The 15,555-nt window shown below is 63.9% G+C and carries 20 protein-coding genes; 1 reads left to right on the top strand and 19 read right to left on the bottom strand.

The genetic code is table 11. From position 1 onward, the window contains the following. Window positions 1-6: 6 nt before the first annotated feature. The 6 genes from G7076_RS02045 to G7076_RS02070 are packed head-to-tail and all read right to left on the bottom strand — an operon-like array spanning window position 7 to window position 4,886. Window positions 7-882: a hemolysin family protein gene (locus G7076_RS02045; protein WP_166199989.1), complete on the bottom strand. Its 876-nt coding sequence runs from the start codon at window positions 880-882 to the stop codon at window positions 7-9. Next, window positions 882-1,385 (bottom strand): rRNA maturation RNase YbeY, encoded by a 504-nt coding sequence (ybeY, locus tag G7076_RS02050; protein WP_166199991.1) that lies wholly within the window; start codon window positions 1,383-1,385, stop codon window positions 882-884. Before ybeY ends, G7076_RS02045 begins: the two co-directional genes overlap by 1 nt. Continuing rightward, window positions 1,382-2,392: a PhoH family protein gene (locus G7076_RS02055; RefSeq protein WP_166199993.1), complete on the bottom strand. Its 1,011-nt coding sequence runs from the start codon at window positions 2,390-2,392 to the stop codon at window positions 1,382-1,384. The genes ybeY and G7076_RS02055 overlap by 4 nt, the downstream gene beginning before the upstream one ends. Continuing rightward, on the bottom strand, window positions 2,392-3,714 hold the full coding sequence (miaB, locus tag G7076_RS02060) for a tRNA (N6-isopentenyl adenosine(37)-C2)-methylthiotransferase MiaB (RefSeq protein ID WP_166199995.1): 1,323 nt from the start codon (window positions 3,712-3,714) through the stop codon (window positions 2,392-2,394). The genes G7076_RS02055 and miaB overlap by 1 nt, the downstream gene beginning before the upstream one ends. A 10-nt stretch (window positions 3,715-3,724) precedes the next feature. Then, a complete protein-coding gene (locus G7076_RS02065) occupies window positions 3,725-4,492 on the bottom strand; it encodes a lysophospholipid acyltransferase family protein (protein WP_166199997.1) in 768 nt (255 codons plus the stop codon). Then, window positions 4,464-4,886, bottom strand: a complete 423-nt coding sequence (locus tag G7076_RS02070; RefSeq protein WP_166199999.1) for a Fur family transcriptional regulator — start codon at window positions 4,884-4,886, stop codon at window positions 4,464-4,466. Before G7076_RS02070 ends, G7076_RS02065 begins: the two co-directional genes overlap by 29 nt. 140 nt (window positions 4,887-5,026) lie before the next feature. On the opposite strand from G7076_RS02070, the gene G7076_RS02075 reads away from it, so the two are divergent. Then, window positions 5,027-5,245, top strand: a complete 219-nt coding sequence (locus G7076_RS02075; RefSeq protein ID WP_166200001.1) for a hypothetical protein — start codon at window positions 5,027-5,029, stop codon at window positions 5,243-5,245. A gap of 10 nt (window positions 5,246-5,255) precedes the next feature. Here G7076_RS02075 and G7076_RS02080 read toward each other — a convergent pair whose 3' ends face one another. The 13 genes from G7076_RS02080 to G7076_RS02140 all read right to left on the bottom strand — a co-directional run bounded on the left by G7076_RS02080 (window position 5,256) and on the right by G7076_RS02140 (window position 15,549). Then, window positions 5,256-5,585, bottom strand: a complete 330-nt coding sequence (locus G7076_RS02080; protein ID WP_166200003.1) for a hypothetical protein — start codon at window positions 5,583-5,585, stop codon at window positions 5,256-5,258. A 66-nt stretch (window positions 5,586-5,651) separates the two neighbouring features. Next, on the bottom strand, window positions 5,652-6,434 hold the full coding sequence (locus tag G7076_RS02085; protein WP_166200005.1) for a sulfite exporter TauE/SafE family protein: 783 nt from the start codon (window positions 6,432-6,434) through the stop codon (window positions 5,652-5,654). A 58-nt stretch (window positions 6,435-6,492) separates the two neighbouring features. Then, window positions 6,493-6,918 (bottom strand): MucR family transcriptional regulator, encoded by a 426-nt coding sequence (locus tag G7076_RS02090; RefSeq protein ID WP_166200007.1) that lies wholly within the window; start codon window positions 6,916-6,918, stop codon window positions 6,493-6,495. 116 nt (window positions 6,919-7,034) lie between these two features. Continuing rightward, the gene (locus tag G7076_RS02095) at window positions 7,035-7,505 is read right to left on the bottom strand and encodes a GNAT family N-acetyltransferase (RefSeq protein WP_240913834.1); all 471 of its coding nucleotides are present in this window, start codon (window positions 7,503-7,505) and stop codon (window positions 7,035-7,037) included. An 11-nt stretch (window positions 7,506-7,516) separates the two neighbouring features. Further along, the gene (tsaB, locus tag G7076_RS02100; RefSeq protein ID WP_166200011.1) at window positions 7,517-8,128 is read right to left on the bottom strand and encodes a tRNA (adenosine(37)-N6)-threonylcarbamoyltransferase complex dimerization subunit type 1 TsaB; all 612 of its coding nucleotides are present in this window, start codon (window positions 8,126-8,128) and stop codon (window positions 7,517-7,519) included. Between the two features lie 79 nt (window positions 8,129-8,207). After that, complete coding sequence (locus tag G7076_RS02105) at window positions 8,208-8,786, bottom strand: NifU family protein (RefSeq protein WP_166200013.1); 579 nt, start codon at window positions 8,784-8,786, stop codon at window positions 8,208-8,210. 31 nt (window positions 8,787-8,817) lie between these two features. After that, the gene (mmsB, locus tag G7076_RS02110) at window positions 8,818-9,714 is read right to left on the bottom strand and encodes a 3-hydroxyisobutyrate dehydrogenase (RefSeq protein ID WP_166200015.1); all 897 of its coding nucleotides are present in this window, start codon (window positions 9,712-9,714) and stop codon (window positions 8,818-8,820) included. Window position 9,715: 1 nt separating this feature from the next. Next, window positions 9,716-10,489: an enoyl-CoA hydratase gene (locus tag G7076_RS02115; RefSeq protein ID WP_166200017.1), complete on the bottom strand. Its 774-nt coding sequence runs from the start codon at window positions 10,487-10,489 to the stop codon at window positions 9,716-9,718. A gap of 10 nt (window positions 10,490-10,499) precedes the next feature. Further along, on the bottom strand, window positions 10,500-11,579 hold the full coding sequence (locus tag G7076_RS02120; protein WP_166200019.1) for an enoyl-CoA hydratase/isomerase family protein: 1,080 nt from the start codon (window positions 11,577-11,579) through the stop codon (window positions 10,500-10,502). 1 nt (window position 11,580) lies between these two features. Continuing rightward, entirely contained in the window at window positions 11,581-13,209 is a 1,629-nt protein-coding gene (locus G7076_RS02125; RefSeq protein ID WP_166200021.1) for a class I poly(R)-hydroxyalkanoic acid synthase, read from the bottom strand. Continuing rightward, window positions 13,209-14,351, bottom strand: a complete 1,143-nt coding sequence (locus tag G7076_RS02130; RefSeq protein WP_166200023.1) for an acyl-CoA dehydrogenase family protein — start codon at window positions 14,349-14,351, stop codon at window positions 13,209-13,211. The genes G7076_RS02125 and G7076_RS02130 overlap by 1 nt, the downstream gene beginning before the upstream one ends. Window positions 14,352-14,395: 44 nt before the next feature. Continuing rightward, on the bottom strand, window positions 14,396-15,013 hold the full coding sequence (gene gstA / locus G7076_RS02135) for a glutathione transferase GstA (RefSeq protein ID WP_166200025.1): 618 nt from the start codon (window positions 15,011-15,013) through the stop codon (window positions 14,396-14,398). 11 nt (window positions 15,014-15,024) lie between these two features. Beyond that, window positions 15,025-15,549 (bottom strand): hypothetical protein, encoded by a 525-nt coding sequence (locus G7076_RS02140; RefSeq protein WP_166199288.1) that lies wholly within the window; start codon window positions 15,547-15,549, stop codon window positions 15,025-15,027. Window positions 15,550-15,555: the final 6 nt, after the last annotated feature.

Below are 15,555 nucleotides of genomic sequence, written 5' to 3' on the forward strand. Positions count from 1 at the left end.
CGGTCCTTATTCGCTCGGCGCGTCGGATTCGGGCGCGTGGAGCCGCAGCCGGATCATCCGCCTTGCGTCGGCCTCGACGCATTCAATTCGCCAGCCCGAGGGATGCGGCACGGACTCGCCCGGTTTCAACAGCCGGCCAGCGAGCAAGAATGCCAGCCCGCCGATCGTGTCGACCTCGTCTTCCTCGCTCGACAGGCGCGGATCGACCGTCTCGGCGATCTCTTCCAGTTCGACCCGCGCGCCGGCTTCCCAAACACCGTCGTCGAGCATGGTCAGACCGGCCACGACTGCCTCGTCATGCTCGTCTTCGATTTCGCCGACGATTTCCTCGACAACGTCCTCGATCGTCACCAGGCCCTCGGTTCCGCCGAATTCGTCGACGACGATGCCAAGGTGCATGCGGCCGGTGCGCATACGCGCCAGCAGCTCGAGCACGCCCATAGACTCGGGCACGAACAACGGCGTTCTCAGCAGGTCGTCGATCGAGCGTGCCCGCGCGGGATCGTTGAGCGCCTTGTAAACGTCTTTGATGTGAATCATGCCGATAATGTCGTCGAGCCCGTCGCCATAGACCGGCAGCCGGCTGTGTTCGGCTTCGGCGAAGGCGCCGACCAACTCATCGAACGTCGCCGTTCTCGGGACTGCGACGATGTCGCCGCGTGTGACCGCGATCTCACCCGCCGTGCGGTCGCCGAAGTGAAGCAGGTTGCGGAGCATCTGCCGCTCGTGTGGGCTGAGGTCGCCGCGCTTAGGCCGGCTGCCCTCAGCTTCGTCGATCGCTTCCTCTATCTGGTCGCGAAGCGTCGCCTCGCTGTCCTCTCCAAACAGCAAAGCGCGCATTCCGCGCCACAGCCTGGAGCCATTGTCCTCGCCATCTGCCATCAGAGCGTTTCCCCAGCGTAGGGGTCAGAGATTCCGAGGCGAGAGAGCGCGCGGATCTCGCGCGATTCCATGTCGGCTGCGCTGCCGTCGTCCATATGGTCGTAGCCTAGCAGGTGCAGCGTTCCGTGGACCAGCAAATGGGTTGCATGCCGCTCGAGTGGAATGGACTTCTCGGCCGCTTCGCTGGCGCAGACGCCGTGGGCCAGTATGATGTCGCCAAGCATCAACTCCGGTCCACTGCCCTCATCCATTTCTTCGGCATCTGCCATCGGGAAGGACAGAACGTTGGTCGCCTTGTCCTTACCACGCCATTCTGCGTTCAACGCGTGAACTTCCTCGTCATTGGCTAGCCGGATCGACATTTCGACCGGCCGCTCGCCAAGCGCCAGTTGCGGGAACGCGCTTTCGGCAATCGCGGCCTCAGCGGCACCGCGCGCGAGCGCGGCCCAGTCGATGCTACTGTCCCACTCCGGATCGGAATCGATCAGAACGTCGAGTGTCACCTGGCCGGGCCCTCATAAGCTTCCACGATCCGCCCGACGAGAGGGTGACGGACGACGTCGGCGGCCGAAAAACGGATCATCGACAGCTTTGGAATGCCCTGCAACTTCGCAACCGCGTCCCCGAGCCCCGACGTTACGCCATTCGGCAAATCGGTCTGGTTCGGGTCGCCGCAGATCACCATCCGGCTGCGCATGCCGAAGCGGGTCAGGAACATCTTCATCTGCTGCGGCGTGGTGTTCTGTGCCTCGTCGAGGATGATGAAGGCGTCGCTCAGCGTACGTCCGCGCATAAAAGCGATCGGCGCGATCTCGATTTCGCCGCTGGCGATGCGTCGCTCAACCTGCTCTGTCGGCAACATGTCGTACAGCGCGTCGTAGAGCGGGCGGAGATACGGGTCGACCTTCTCCTTCATGTCGCCGGGAAGGAAGCCGAGGCGCTCGCCGGCTTCAACAGCCGGTCGCGACAGGATCAGGCGGTCGACCTGCCCGGTAATCAGCATCGCTACGGCTTGCGCGACCGCGAGATAGGTCTTGCCGGTGCCGGCCGGGCCGAGCGCGAAGATCATGTCGTCGCGCGCCAGCGCTTCCATGTAGGCGGTCTGGACGCTTGAACGCGGGACGATTGTTTTTTTGCGGGTGCGGATCATCACCCGAGGGGCATTGGCCACGTCTTCGCTGATGATTCCATCGAGCGCGGGTTGGGCCGCCATTCCGATCACCGCCTCCACCGCGGCGGTATCGACGTCATGGCCTTGGTCGAGCCGGTTGTAGAGGCCGACGAGGACGTCGCGGGCGCGCGCCGCTGAATCCGGCTCGCCCTCGATCATCACGCGGTTGCCGCGGGCGGCGATGTGCACGCCGAGCCGGTCCTCGATCATCACCAGGTGACGGTCGTAGTCGCCGAACAACGGGCCGAGGAGGTAGGGCTGGTCGAATTCCAGCTCCAGCCGGGCACGCCCTTCGATCGGGGCGTCGACGTTGGCGGCGGCGAGGTCGCGCTTGGCCATCAGGCTGCTTCTACCGTGCGAAGCGAGCCGCCAAGGCTGTTCGGTCCTGCGCTGGTCAATGTCACGTCGATCATCTCTCCGATCTTTGCGTCGCTGGTCACATGGACCGACTGAAGCCAGGGCGACTTGCCGACCATCTGGCCGAGCTGGCGCCCCTTGCGGTCGATCAGGATTTGCGTGTCGCGGCCGATGCAGGCGCGGTTGAAGGCCAGGCTGTGCTCGGCGAGTCGCGCCTGGAGGCGCTGAAGCCGCTCGTCCATCACTTCGCCCGCGATCTGCCCCTCCATCATCGCCGCCGGGGTGCCCGGTCGCGGCGAATATTTGAACGAATAAGCTGCTGCGTAGCGAACCTCGTCGACAATGGCGAGCGTTGCTTCGAAATCCGCTTCGGTTTCACCGGGGAAGCCCACAATGAAGTCGCCGGAGATGGCGATGTCCGGCCGCACGGCCCGGAATCGCTCGATCAGGCGGACGTAGCTTTCGACGTCATGGCTGCGGTTCATGGCCTTGAGGATCGGGTCGCTTCCCGACTGCACCGGCAGGTGGAGATAGGGCATCAGCCTGTCGATCTCGCCATGGGCGGCGATCAGCGCATCGCTCATGTCCATCGGGTGGCTGGTGGTATAGCGAATACGCTCGACGCCACCGATCTTCGCAATCTCGCGGATCAGCGCGTCGAGGCCGCGCGCCCCATCGCTCCATGCATTGACGTTCTGGCCGAGCAAGGTGATTTCGACCGCGCCGCCATCGGCCAGCGCTCGCGCCTCGTCGACGATGTCGCCGAACGGACGGCTGACTTCCGCCCCGCGCGTGTACGGCACGACGCAATAAGTGCAGAATTTGTCGCAGCCCTCCTGAACGGTAAGGAACGCGCTCGGCCCGCTTTTCCGGCGAGCGGGGAGCGCACCGAACTTGGAAATTGCGGGCATGTCGGTGTCGACCGGGCGCCGCCCGGCAGCGGCATCGGCTAGCAATTCGGGCAGGCGGTGATAGGCTTGGGGGCCGACGACGAGGTCAATCATCTTGCTGCGCGCCTGCGCTTCAGCGCCTTCGGCCTGAGCGACGCATCCGGCCAGCGCGATCATCGGCCTGGTGCCGTCATCGCGCTTCAGTCGCCCAATGTCGGAATAGGCTTTCTCCGCAGCTTTCTCGCGGATGTGGCAGGTGTTGAGGACGACGAGGTCGGCATCCTCGCCAGCACCCGCCGCGCGCATGCCTTCGGCGCCGAGCAATTCGGCCATGCGCTCGCCGTCATAGACGTTCATCTGGCAGCCGAAGCTCTTGACCGTAAAGGTTTTCGGGCGAGTCGCGGGGGAAGTCATCGCGGCGGGCCTATAGGGCAGGGCGCGACGTTGAGGAAGTCGCCAGCGCTCCGGCGATCGCCTCCGCTGCCGAGCGGGCCAGCGCTTTCCGGTTACCGTGGGCGGGTAGCGGTTCCAGCACGCGCACAGTCACGGTGGTTGAGGCCGAGCGGCCGAGCACGCGAAGGAAATCGTGAAGACCTGGCTTGTCCGTGTCCCATGCGATCACCTCGGCGTGGTGATGATAGTCGATCGCCACCGGCACGACCTGCACTCCGTCGGGCGGAGGGGCGACGGCGGAAAGCAGGGCGGGCTTGAACGGCAAGAGCGCGCGGCCGTCGCCGACCGTGCCTTCGGGGAAGACCGCCAGCGGCTGTTGGCTCTGCAGCTTTTCGCGAAGGCTCGCGGCCTGGTCGTGGACATCTCGCCGGGCGGCGCGGTCGACATAGACGGTGGCATTTTGTTCCGCGATCCAGCGCAGGAACCAGTGATCGCGGATTTCCGCCTTTGACACGAAGGCGCAGCCGGTCGCCCCGGCAAGCACGGGAATGTCGAGCCAGCTGATATGATTGGCGAGAATGAGGTGACCGGCGCCGGGCCGTGGGCCGTGCCGGCGGACATCCGCGCCCGCGATCCGCGCCACGCCGGCCAGGAACCGGCGCGGCCAATGCGATCGTCCTACGGCGCGCGCCGCGAGGTGCGGGCCGATACAGATCGCGAACCAGCCGATGAGCATGGTCAGGCGGACATAGGCCCGCCAGCGCGACGAATTACCGGTCGCGGTCGCTGCGGACCCCATAAAGCTCCATGCGATGGTCGACGAGCCGGAAGCCCAAACGGTCAGCGATCCGTCGCTGCAACTCCTCAAGCTCTTCGTCGACGAATTCGATGACGTTGCCGGTCTCGACGTCGATCAAATGGTCGTGATGCGTTTCCGACGCCGCTTCATAGCGGGAGCGGCCGTCGCCGAACTCGTGCCGCTCGAGGATACCGGCTTCTTCGAACAGCCGGACCGTGCGGTAAACCGTGGCGATCGAGATGTTGGGATCGACCGCGGACGCGCGAGAATGAAGCGTCTCGACGTCGGGATGGTCCTCGCTGTCGGCCAGGACTTTGGCGATAGTCCGCCGCTGCTCGGTAATGCGAAGCCCCTTGTCCGCGCACAGCTGCTCGATGTCGATGGTACGATGCATAGAGCCCTAGCTAATAGCGAAGGCGGCGGAGCGCAACGCGATCAGCCCGATGCCTGGCGCCGAAATGTGAAAGAAGCACTATTAATATTTGTGACGTCGACGGCGCGGAACCTCGGGCGAGCAAGCGGTTTTTCGAACGCATGGAAAACAACCGCTTCATGCTCTCGACCGACGCCGCAAACGAAAGCTTCGCTCCTTGGTCTGAGGAAGATACCGCAACCCTTCGCGGTCTGTACGTTCGTGAGGCGCCGGTGAGCGAGATCGCCGATTACATGAACCGCAATGTCGCCGATGTCCGGCAGAAAGCAGCGGAACTCGGGCTCACGCTGATAAGCTTCCGGCATCCGATGGCGGCCTAGAGATGGCGGCTCAAAGGCGCGTTTCGGCCGAGGGGCCCTTCAAGCCCTTCAACGCTACCCAAAGGGCATAAGAACCGGCGAACGATACGAACGCCGTCGCGCCCCACAGGGTCATTTGCCAAGCGAAGCGCCCCGGAGAATCTGACCAGCGCACGACCTCGTCCGTCTTGGATAGAAAGACCGCGAGCACGCCCGTTAGTACGCCGAGTGTCATTTGGGCGACTGAGAAGATCGTGAACAGCGCCAGGACTGCGGCGGACGCAGAATATTTTACCTTGTACCACCACAGAGGTGGTGGGCGATAACCCCGGTATCGCTTCGGCCTTTTGCCCGCTGTCATGCTTCAGACCTTATCAGCGCGAATGATAGCTTTCGACCCAAAGCGGACTCTAGCGATTCAACGTCGTTAATCGATCACGCCGGCGCTGAGGGCCGCACCAATTACGAACATCAGGCCCGCGACGCCGTAGCGAACCGCGCCGATAGTCATCTTGTCGAGGTAGCGGGCCGCAATGAAGGCGCCGAGAAAGGCGCTCAACGTTCCGACCAAGATCATCAGCCCTTCGCGCTTCGCCGGGTCGAACCCGCCGTCGAAGGTCGCGGCATAAGTCGTCAGTCGCGTCAAATCGACTATGACCGCGATCATCACCCCGGTGGCAATGAACCGATCGGCGGTCAGCCCTGCCCGGAGCAGGAATACCGACCGGAACGCGCCTTGCTGGCCGGTAAGGCCGCCGAAGAAGCCGGACAGCAATCCACCGAGCGGGATGAAGCCGGGCGGGGCCTCCAGCTTCTGGAACCAGCGCTGCAGTTCCAGCGCGGCGAAGGCGATCATCAGTAGGCCGACGGTTAGGTCCGCCGCGGTCGGCCCGAAACTGCGGCCGAAGGAGGCCCATTCGAACAGGCGCGGCGTGTCGCCCAGGATCGCCAGCAACCACGCGCCGAGGATCGCCGCTGGAATAGCGGGGATGCCTAAGCGCAGCACGGTCCGCCAGTCCGCGCGCCGCCACAGCAGCGCGCCCTTGAACAGATTGTTGAGCAAATGGACGATTCCGGTCGCGGCGACGGCGACGGGAACCGGAAGAAAGAGCGCAAAGGCGGGAAGAAGGACCGTCCCTAGCCCGAAGCCGGAATAAAGGGTCAGGGCCGATGCTAAGGCCGCCACGAGGGCGATGAGCACCACGTCCATGGCTTACCTGTGTGAAAAGGGCAGGGGCGGGCGTTCGGCGCACCCGCCCCGATAAGCGCTACCTGGCTGCGGCCTTGCGTCCACCCTTGCGGCGCTTGGTGCCAAGCCCGATCGACTTGGCCAGAGTCCGCCGCTGTTCGGCATAGTTCGGAGCGACCATCGGGTAATCGGACGGCAGGCCCCACTTCTGGCGGTATTGGTCCGGCGTAAGGCTGTAGTGGGTCATCAGGTGACGCTTCAGCATCTTCAGCCGCTTCCCGTCCTCCAGGCAGACGATATAGTCGGGCTTGATCGAGGAGCGGATCGGCACTTTCGGCTCCGGCCGGGCTTCCTCTGCGGTCATTCCGGTCAATCCGGCAAGTGCGCCATGGATGTTGGAAATTAATTGCGGAAGGTCGTTCACGGCGACGCTATTGTTGCTGACGTGCGCAGCGACAATGTCCGCGGTAAGCGTGACCAGCGTCTCCTTGAGGTTGTCATCCATTTCAAAAATTCTCCGAGCAAATATTCTTTTCGAAACGCAAGCGTGTACCTTCGCCAAGACGGTTATGACGCAATGCGTGGCCTTTGCAATAAACCCAGATCAAGATCGGCAGGTCGCTATTCGAGTTCCCGGATCATCGTCACTGCGTCGTTGAACACGCCGTCGGCGCCGCGATAGTAATCCTTCCTCCGGCCGACTGCGCGAAAGCCGAACTGTTCGTAGATCGTTACAGCCGGGTTACCATCGCGGACTTCCAAGTGCAGGCGGGCGACATCGCCGCCGCGGTGGGTTTCGATGAATTCCCGAAGCAACAACGTGCCGAGCCCTTGTCGCTGGAAGCCGCTGCCGACTGCAAGGAGCAACAACTCCGCCTCGTCGACAACACGGCGATCGAGGGAGAAGCCGGCCGGCTCGCCATCGGCCGTTCGTGCAACCACCAACCGGACTCCGCCGAGCGGAAGAATCCCCGCACACTGCGACTTCGACCAGCCTTCCCCGAAAGTGGGCGGGAACGCGGAGCTCATGATGCGCATGACGTCGGGAAGATCGGCCGGGCCCCCGGCAGCGAGGTGGAACGATGATTGCACCGCTGCCGTCATCAGGCTGCAGCGCGCGGCTGCGCGTCCGGCGAGCGGGCGTATGCCGGCGTAACGGTCAGGTTGCGAAGCGCCTTCGGCAGGAGCATCGCGTTGGCTGCGGAAGGAAGGAGGTCCAGTGCCTCTCCGCTGCCGCGTGCCGCGACCAGCGCCGAAGCTCCGCTTCCAACGACAAGCGCGGCGGTAACGGCCGCCGCCGCAGCGTCCGGCTTAAGGCTTGTGACTTCGCTCTTCACCTTGAGCGGCGAACGCGTGAATTGCTGGACGAAGAGTTCGCCATGCCCGCCCGCGATGGCCACTGCGAGAGGTCCGTCGCCCGGCGCGCCGGCTGCGATCAGCGCAAGCGAGGACATTCCGCACAGCGGCACTTCCCACCCGATCGCCAGCCCATGCGCTGCGGCAATTCCGATCCTTAGGCCGGTGAAGCTGCCCGGCCCGGTGCCAACGACAATTCGGGTCGGCACATGACCTTCGATCATCTCGGCTATCAGCGGCACTAGTCGCTCAGCATGGCCCCGGCCGATGATCTCGTCGCGGCTGGCATGAACCGTCCCGTCGATGCCGATCAATGCGACGGTGCAGGCCGGGGTCGATGTGTCGATCGTCAGGATCACGGGGGCGCGCCTCTTCTGCCCGGATTAGTTCATGACTCCTTGCCCTGAGCAAGTGAAATCGGCGGAAATCGGCGCGGTTTCAGACCGCTTCGACGGTCTCGACCTCGGGCACGTAATGTTTGATGAGGCTCTCGATGCCGCGCTTGAGCGTCACCGTGGACGAAGGGCAACCGGCGCAAGCGCCCTGCATCTCCAGGAACAGCCGACCGTTCTTGTAGCCCTTGTACACGATGTTGCCGCCGTCGTTGGCGACGGCCGGCTGGACCCGTGTCTCGATCAGATCCTTGATCTGATCGATGATATCGGCGTCGGCGGGATCGTCCTCGAAAATGGGCGTGGCGTCCGACGCGACATGGATCTCGCCGGCCGTGCCCGGCTTGAACAGCGGAGCGCCAAGAGAGAAGTGGTCGAGCAAGAGGGTTAGCACCTCCGGCTCGAGCTGGTCCCATTCGATCGTCGGCGCCGCCGAGACGCTGATGAAGTCGCGGCCGAAATAGACGCCGTCGACCATCCCGGTCGCGAACAGGGCCTCGGCCAGCGGACTGGCGGCGGCGGCTTCCGGCGTGGCGAAATCGCGTCCGCCCGCTTCCATCACGGTCTGTCCGGGCAGGAATTTGCGGGTCGCCGGGTTGGGCGTCCGTTCGATCTCTATCAGCATGACGGCGATGTGGCCCTTGTGATGCCGCCAATCAAGCGGGAGGCGTCCAGCTGTCGTCGATCATTTTGATCAGCGCGCTGAAATCCTTGTTGGCGCCGCCCCGGTCGACGAAGCGCTGGTAAAGCTCCTCGGCCTCGCCGCCCATCGGCGTATAGGCGCCAGCTTCCTTGGCCGCTTCCATCGCCAGCTTCAAATCCTTCAGCATCAGCGCCGCCGCAAAGCCGCCGTCGTAATTGCGGTCGGCGGGCGTTTCCGGGCCGACCCCAGGGACGGGGCAATAGCTCGTCATTGACCAGCTCTGGCCGCTGGCCTTGCTGGAGATGTCGAAGAAGGTCTGCGGGTCGAGGCCCAGCTTCTGCGCCAGCACGAACGCCTCGCAGGTTCCGGCCATCGTCACGCCCAGCAGCATGTTATTGACGATCTTGGCCGCTTGGCCCGCGCCCGGACCGCCGGCATGGATCACCGCTTTGCCCATTTTATCGAGGAATGGCCGGGCCTTGGCGAAGCCGTCATTCGATCCGCCGACCATGAAGGTCAAAGTGCCCGCATCCGCCGCCGCGATGCCTCCGGATACCGGCGCATCGACCATCGTGTAGCCGGTCGCCTTGGCTTCGTCCTCGACCTGCTTTGCGGTCACGACGTCGATGGTCGAGCAGTCCATCAGGATCGCGCTCGCCGGCGCCTTTCCGAACACGCTGTCGCGGTACACGCCGGCGACATGCTTTCCGGCCGGCAGCATGGTGACAACCGCATCGACTCCCGCCACCGCTTCCTCAGCGCTCGTGGCTATGCTGCAGCCGTTGCCCTTGGCCCGCTCGATTGCCGGCTCGGCAAGGTCGAAGGCGACGACCTCATGCCCTGCCTTGACGAGGTTCGCGGCCATCCCGCCACCCATGTTGCCGAGGCCGATGAATGCGACGCGTGCCATCTTACTTACCCTTCCATTTGCCCGGGCGCTTCTCGACGAACGCGCTCATGCCTTCCTTCTGGTCCTCGGTGCCGAACAGGCCGTGGAACAGCCGCCGCTCGAAGTTGATGCCCTGCGCTAGGCCCATTTCGAACGCGGCGTTGACCATCTCCTTGTTGGCGATGGCGGCAAGCGGCGCCATTCCGGCGATGGTCTCGGCAGTCTTGAGCGCTTCCTCGACCAGCGACGCGGCCGGGACGACCCGCGCGGCGAGGCCGCTGGTTTCCGCTTCCTTCGCGTCCATCATCCGCCCGGTCAGGCACATTTCCATCGCCTTGGACTTGCCGATTGCCCAAGTCAGCCGCTGCGAGCCGCCCATGCCGGGCGTGACGCCGAGCTTGATTTCGGGCTGGCCGAACTTGGCATTGTCGCCGGCGATAATGAAGTCGGCCATCATCGCCACTTCGCAGCCGCCGCCGAGCGCAAAGCCATTGACCGCGGCGATCCACGGCTTGCGGGTACGCGTGACCTTCTCCCAGCCGCCGAAGAAGTTAGCCGAATACATGTCCGCGAATCCCTGCGCCTGCATCTCCTTGATATCGGCCCCGGCGGCGAAGGCCTTCTCGCTTCCGGTAAGAACGAGGCAGCGTTGATCGGGGTCGGCGTCATAGGCCGCGAAGGCGTCGATCAATTCCTTGAGCACGGTGGAATTGAGCGCGTTGAGCGCCTGCGGGCGGTTCAGGGTGACGAGTGTCACCGCACCCTTTTTCTCGACGAGAATGGTTTCGTAGCTCATCAGGGTGCTCCTAAAAATCGAACGGCCGCCATTCCTCCTCGGGAGGAAGAGGCTCGAAAAAGGCCTCGACGTCGCGATCGCCGATCGCTTCCGGCCGCGTCGGGTGCCAATTTGGATTGTTGTCCTTGTCGATCAGCAGGGCGCGCACGCCTTCCTTGAAGTCGGGATGATGGATTAGCCGGACCATGATCCCATACTCCATCCGCATCTCGTCGACAAAGTGGAGCTGGTAGGGGCTTTCCTGGAGCAGCTTGAGGCTGACCTTGCAGGCCATCGGCGACTTCTTGCGGATCGTCGCCGCTTCCTTGGCCGCCCAATCGTCGCCAGCCGCGGCGCCCTCGTCCAGAGCGTCGAGAATCTCCTCAAGCCGGTCGGACGCGAAATAGCGGTCGATTTTCTTGAGATTGTCCGTGATCCTGGCGGGCGGGACATCTTCTTCACTGAGTTCATCAAGGATTGCCTGAACACGGAATGGCTGGGCCATGATCCGCTCCTTGGCTTCCTCCAGCCGGTCGGACTGGATGTAGTGCGTGGCGAGCCGAAGCTTGAGGCATTCCGCACCGTCGAGCCGCGCCCCGGTCAGCGCCAGGAACTGGGCCATCCGCCCGCGAAGACGCGACAAATATCGTCCGCCGCCGACGTCGGGGAAGATTCCGATCGTCGTTTCCGGCATCGCGAGCACGGTGCGCTCGGTCGCAACCCGGAAACGACATGGGCAGGCGATGCCGACGCCGCCGCCCATCGTGACGCCGTCCATGAAGGCGACGCCGGGCTTAGGGTAGGTGTATTCCAGGTGATTGAGCCGATATTCGTCGAAGAAAAAGGCGCGCGCCGCGGTCTCGTGCCCTTCGACATTCTGGCTGATGGTGACCACGTCGCCGCCGGCGCAGAAGCCGCGGCCTTCTGCATGGTCGATCAGGATGATCCGCACGTCCGGGTCGTCGCGCCACTCGTGGAGCGCGGCGGCCATGTCGCGAACCATCTGGCGATTGAGGCTATGCAGGGCCTTGGGCCGGTTGAGGCGTAGGCGGCCGGCAAGCCCTTCCTTGACGGTCAGCACGTCACGCAAGTCGGTCGTTACGTCGTTCATCTCAGTCCATTGTCGCGTAGGTGCCGGGGGCTGGCTCGATCCCGTCGGTAATCTTGCGTGCCGCGACTTGCTTGCCGCTGCCCTTGCCGTCGAGCCATTTCGTCCAAAGCGGCCACCAGCTGCCCTCGTTCTTGGTCGCGCCCGCGAGCCAGTCGCCTGCGCTTTCAGGCATTGCCTTGGCCGTCCAATAGCCGTGCTTGTTGCGCGAAGGCGGGTTGATCACCCCGGCATTATGCCCCGATCCGCCGAGGACGAAGTCGGCGCCGAGGTCGCGGGCTCCGCGATAGACCGCTTCCCATGCCGAGACGTGATCGTCCTTCAGCGCGATGACCATCATCGGCGTGGTAATCTTGGCCAGGTCGATGGCGACGTCGCCGACCGTGAAGCCGGCCGGGTCCTTCAGCTTGTTGTCCTTAAGCAAGTCGCGATTGTAGCTCTTCAGGAAGGCGGCCGGAATCCTCGCGCCATCCTCGAACCAGTAGAGCAGGTCGCTCGGCGGCGCTTCCTTGTCGAGCAGATAGTGATTGATGACGCTCGACCAGATGAGGTCGTTGGCGCGCATCGCCGCGAACAGCCGCTGAAGCTCCAGGCTGTCGATATACCCTTGCGCCTCAAGGTGATCCTCAAGCGCCGACAAATGCCCTTCATGGACGAACGCCGACCAATCGCGCATGTCGGAAAAATCGACGAGGCTGCCGATCAGCGTCGCGGAATTGACCTCGTCGGCGCGGCCCTTTGCGGCGAGCCAGGCCAGCGCGATCGCGACCAATGTCCCGCCAAGGCAGAAACTGAACAGGTCGGGCTTTTGACGGGTGCGCTTCGCCGCTTGCTCGATCGCTGTGACGACGCCTTCGGTGACGTAGTCGCCGACCCCCTTGTCCTTGAGCTCCGGTCCCGGATTGACCCAGCTGATGACGAAAACGGTGCGCCCTTGCTCGACCAGCCATTTCACGAACGACTGATTGGGAGCGAGATCGATCATGTAATAGCGGTTCACCAGCGGCGGCACGTAAAGCAGCGGCTCGGCGGCCACCTTGTCCGTCGTCGGTGTGTACTGGATGAGCTGGAACAGATCGTTCTGGAAGACCACTTCGCCAGGCGTCGCGGCGATGGTCTTGCCCTTCTCAAACGCCTTGGGGTCGGAACGGCGCTGGACGATGCCCTTGCCGCTGGTCACGTCCTCCAGGAAATTGGCGAAACCCTGAACCAGGTTCGCGCCGTTCGTTTCCTTGGTCCGCTTGACGACGTCGGGATTGGTGTGGGCGAAATTCGCCGGGCTGACGGCATTGAGATACTGGTCGAGCAGGAATCGCGCGGTCGCTTTCGCGTTGTCGTCGCCATCACCGAGTGAAACCAGTTCGCGAAGCTGCTTCGATGCCAGCAGGTAGGCGTCACGGACTGAGCGGTAATAGGGATCGTCCTGCCACTCGGCGGCCATGAAGCGGCGGTCGCGCGGCGCTTCGCCGGCCTTGCCGGTCAGCGCATCCGTCCAGAAATCGCCCCATTGCCTGGCCGCCTCCATCTGCACCTGGAGCAGGTCCTGCGGACGCGAGGCGAGGCCGAGCGCCGTCGCGCCGGCCGCCTGGGCAAGCGCGAACGGATCGAAGGGGAGAGTGGGTTTCCTGGTCATTACTGGCGGGTCAGTTCGCGGCCCACGATCATCCGCATGACTTGGTTGGTGCCTTCCAGAATTGAGTGAACCCGAAGGTCGCGCCAGAAGCGCTCGATCGGATAATCCTGGAGGTAGCCGTAGCCGCCGTGAAGCTGCAGCGCGCGGTCGACGATGCTCGAACCGCTGTCGGTGGCGAGGCGCTTGGCCATCGCCGCGAACTTGGTCTTGTCGGGCGCATTGGCGGTGACCTTCGCTGCGGCGACGTAGAGCAAGTATCGGGCGGCCTGCAGCTCGGTCTCCATGTCGGCTAGCATGAACTGCGTGTTCTGGAAGTCGGCGATCGCTTTCCCGAACTGCTTCCTGTCCTTGGTATAGTTGATCGCTTCGTCGAGGCAGCGCTGCGCGCCGCCAAGCGAGCAGGCGCCGATGTTGAGCCGGCCGCCGTCAAGGCCCATCATCGCAATCCGGAAGCCTTCGCCCTCCGCACCGACGCGGTTGGCGACGGGGACCCGGACTTCGTCGAAATTGACCTGCGCGGTCGGCTGCGAATGCCAGCCGAGCTTCTTCTCCTGCGCTCCGAAGCTGACGCCCGCCATGTCCTTCTCGATGACTAGGCAGCTGATGCCCTTCGGTCCGTCCTCGCCGGTGCGGACCATCGTCACGTAAATCTCGTTCTCGCCGCCGCCCGAGATGAACGCTTTTGAGCCGCTGACGACATAATGGTCGCCATCCAGGACGGCCTTGGTCTTGAGCGCGGCGGCGTCGGAGCCTGACGACGGCTCGGTCAGGCAGTAGCTGCCGATCCGCTCCATCGTCACCATCGACGGCAAATACTTCTGCTTGACCTCTTCGCCGCCGAACCGGTCGATCATCCACGCCGCCATGTTGTGGATCGAGATGAATGCGCTGGTCGAGGGGCAGCCATAGGCCATCGCTTCCATGATCAGCGCCGCTTCCAGCCGCCCGAGCCCGATCCCGCCGGACTCCTCGCTGACGTAGATCGAGCCGAAGCCGAGCTCGGCCGCGGCGCGGATCGTGTCCTTGGGAAAGATGTGCTTCTCGTCCCATTCAGCCGCCTGCGGCGTGATGGCATCAGCTGTGAACTGCTGCGCCATCTCCTGGATCTGGCGCTGCTCGTCGGTCAGGTCGAATTGCTGCATGGCCGTTGCCCTTAAGAGCCGAACCGCCGACCAGCAAGATGCGCCTAGCTGGCAGCTTCTTCCTGAAGCAGCCCCTCATGACGCAGCACGGCTCGGACGGCCGGCCTCTCGAGCATGCGGCTTTGGAAGGCAGCCAGCTTCGGCCATTTGTCGAGACCAATCATCTTCTCCGCCCAGCCGGTGATGACGAACAGGTAGAAATCCGGAAGGGTCGCATCGTCTCCGGTCAGGAAAGGGCCCGTGAACTGCGCTTCGACGAAATCGAGGCGTTCGCCGATGGTCTTGCGCATGAAGGACTTTACCTCGTCCCCCGCAGCGGGGCTGAAGAGCGGCGCGAAGCTCTTGTGGAGCTCGGTGGTGATGAAGTTGAGCCACTCAAGGACGCGGTAGCGGCGAAAATCCCCGAGCGACGGCAGGAATTCGCCGAGATTGGTCCGGTCGCCGAGATATTGAAGGACGACGGCGTTCTCGGTCAGCACCTCTCCGTTGTCCAGCTCCAGCGCCGGGACCGATCCCTTGGGGTTGATCTCGCGATAGTCGCGGCCGTGCTCGGTCCGCTTCTGCTTGAGATCGACCTTGACCGCCTCATGACTGAGCCCGGTCTCGTGGAGGATTATGTGCGGTGCCTGGCTGCAGGCACCCGGCGCGTAATAGAGCTTCATCGTTGTTCCTCTCAGGCGCAGCGCTTGTAGGTGAAAGTGCCCTCGTCTTCGGCCCGCTTCAGCGTATCGCCGGTGCGGGTGAAGGTCATCACCGTCTCCCACATCTGACCCTCTCCGGTGAAGCCGAACAGGCCGGAGAAGCTGGTGGCAATGGCCGGGCGCTGTTCCTTCAGCGTTGCCGTCGATTCGTAGAATCGGATGATCTTGTCGCCAACGGTGATCAGGCCCTTGGCGTCGCCCCGGGTCGAGGTGCAATCGCCCGGCACCATGCCCCACCGGCCGCGATACTGAGCGGGGATCACGGCTGCGACCCCGCTATCGGGCGGCGCCGTCTCATTACCGCTGCCGTTCGCGGAAGGAGTGGCTTCGTTTCCGGCCGGCAGGCTGGCCGTCTCATCCGCCGGCAGCACTTCGACATCGGCATTGGCGGCCTCGGCCGCATTCACCTGGTTGTCGATCATGATGTTCTCATCGCCGGCACTGTCGCAGGCGGCGACGGCGAAGAGGGCGGCAAGCCCGATGATGCGCGTTCTCATTTCTGA

The sequence above is a fragment of the Sphingomonas sp. HDW15A genome (assembly GCF_011301715.1).
Classification (GTDB): domain Bacteria; phylum Pseudomonadota; class Alphaproteobacteria; order Sphingomonadales; family Sphingomonadaceae; genus Sphingomicrobium.

What these genes read in the sequence shown, in the direction of transcription:
- G7076_RS02045 (WP_166199989.1), bottom strand. Translation starts at nt 882, where the DNA reads ATGGCAGATGGCGAGGACAATGGCTCCAGGCTGTGGCGCGGAATGCGC.
- G7076_RS02055 (WP_166199993.1), bottom strand. Translation starts at nt 2,392, where the DNA reads ATGGCCAAGCGCGACCTCGCCGCCGCCAACGTCGACGCCCCGATCGAA.
- miaB (WP_166199995.1), bottom strand. Translation starts at nt 3,714, where the DNA reads ATGACTTCCCCCGCGACTCGCCCGAAAACCTTTACGGTCAAGAGCTTC.
- G7076_RS02065 (WP_166199997.1), bottom strand. Translation starts at nt 4,492, where the DNA reads ATGGGGTCCGCAGCGACCGCGACCGGTAATTCGTCGCGCTGGCGGGCC.
- G7076_RS02070 (WP_166199999.1), bottom strand. Translation starts at nt 4,886, where the DNA reads ATGCATCGTACCATCGACATCGAGCAGCTGTGCGCGGACAAGGGGCTT.
- G7076_RS02075 (WP_166200001.1), top strand. Translation starts at nt 5,027, where the DNA reads ATGGAAAACAACCGCTTCATGCTCTCGACCGACGCCGCAAACGAAAGC.
- G7076_RS02080 (WP_166200003.1), bottom strand. Translation starts at nt 5,585, where the DNA reads ATGACAGCGGGCAAAAGGCCGAAGCGATACCGGGGTTATCGCCCACCA.
- G7076_RS02085 (WP_166200005.1), bottom strand. Translation starts at nt 6,434, where the DNA reads ATGGACGTGGTGCTCATCGCCCTCGTGGCGGCCTTAGCATCGGCCCTG.
- G7076_RS02090 (WP_166200007.1), bottom strand. Translation starts at nt 6,918, where the DNA reads ATGGATGACAACCTCAAGGAGACGCTGGTCACGCTTACCGCGGACATT.
- G7076_RS02105 (WP_166200013.1), bottom strand. Translation starts at nt 8,786, where the DNA reads ATGCTGATAGAGATCGAACGGACGCCCAACCCGGCGACCCGCAAATTC.
- mmsB (WP_166200015.1), bottom strand. Translation starts at nt 9,714, where the DNA reads ATGGCACGCGTCGCATTCATCGGCCTCGGCAACATGGGTGGCGGGATG.
- G7076_RS02115 (WP_166200017.1), bottom strand. Translation starts at nt 10,489, where the DNA reads ATGAGCTACGAAACCATTCTCGTCGAGAAAAAGGGTGCGGTGACACTC.
- G7076_RS02120 (WP_166200019.1), bottom strand. Translation starts at nt 11,579, where the DNA reads ATGAACGACGTAACGACCGACTTGCGTGACGTGCTGACCGTCAAGGAA.
- G7076_RS02125 (WP_166200021.1), bottom strand. Translation starts at nt 13,209, where the DNA reads ATGACCAGGAAACCCACTCTCCCCTTCGATCCGTTCGCGCTTGCCCAG.
- G7076_RS02130 (WP_166200023.1), bottom strand. Translation starts at nt 14,351, where the DNA reads ATGCAGCAATTCGACCTGACCGACGAGCAGCGCCAGATCCAGGAGATG.
- gstA (WP_166200025.1), bottom strand. Translation starts at nt 15,013, where the DNA reads ATGAAGCTCTATTACGCGCCGGGTGCCTGCAGCCAGGCACCGCACATA.
- G7076_RS02140 (WP_166199288.1), bottom strand. Translation starts at nt 15,549, where the DNA reads ATGAGAACGCGCATCATCGGGCTTGCCGCCCTCTTCGCCGTCGCCGCC.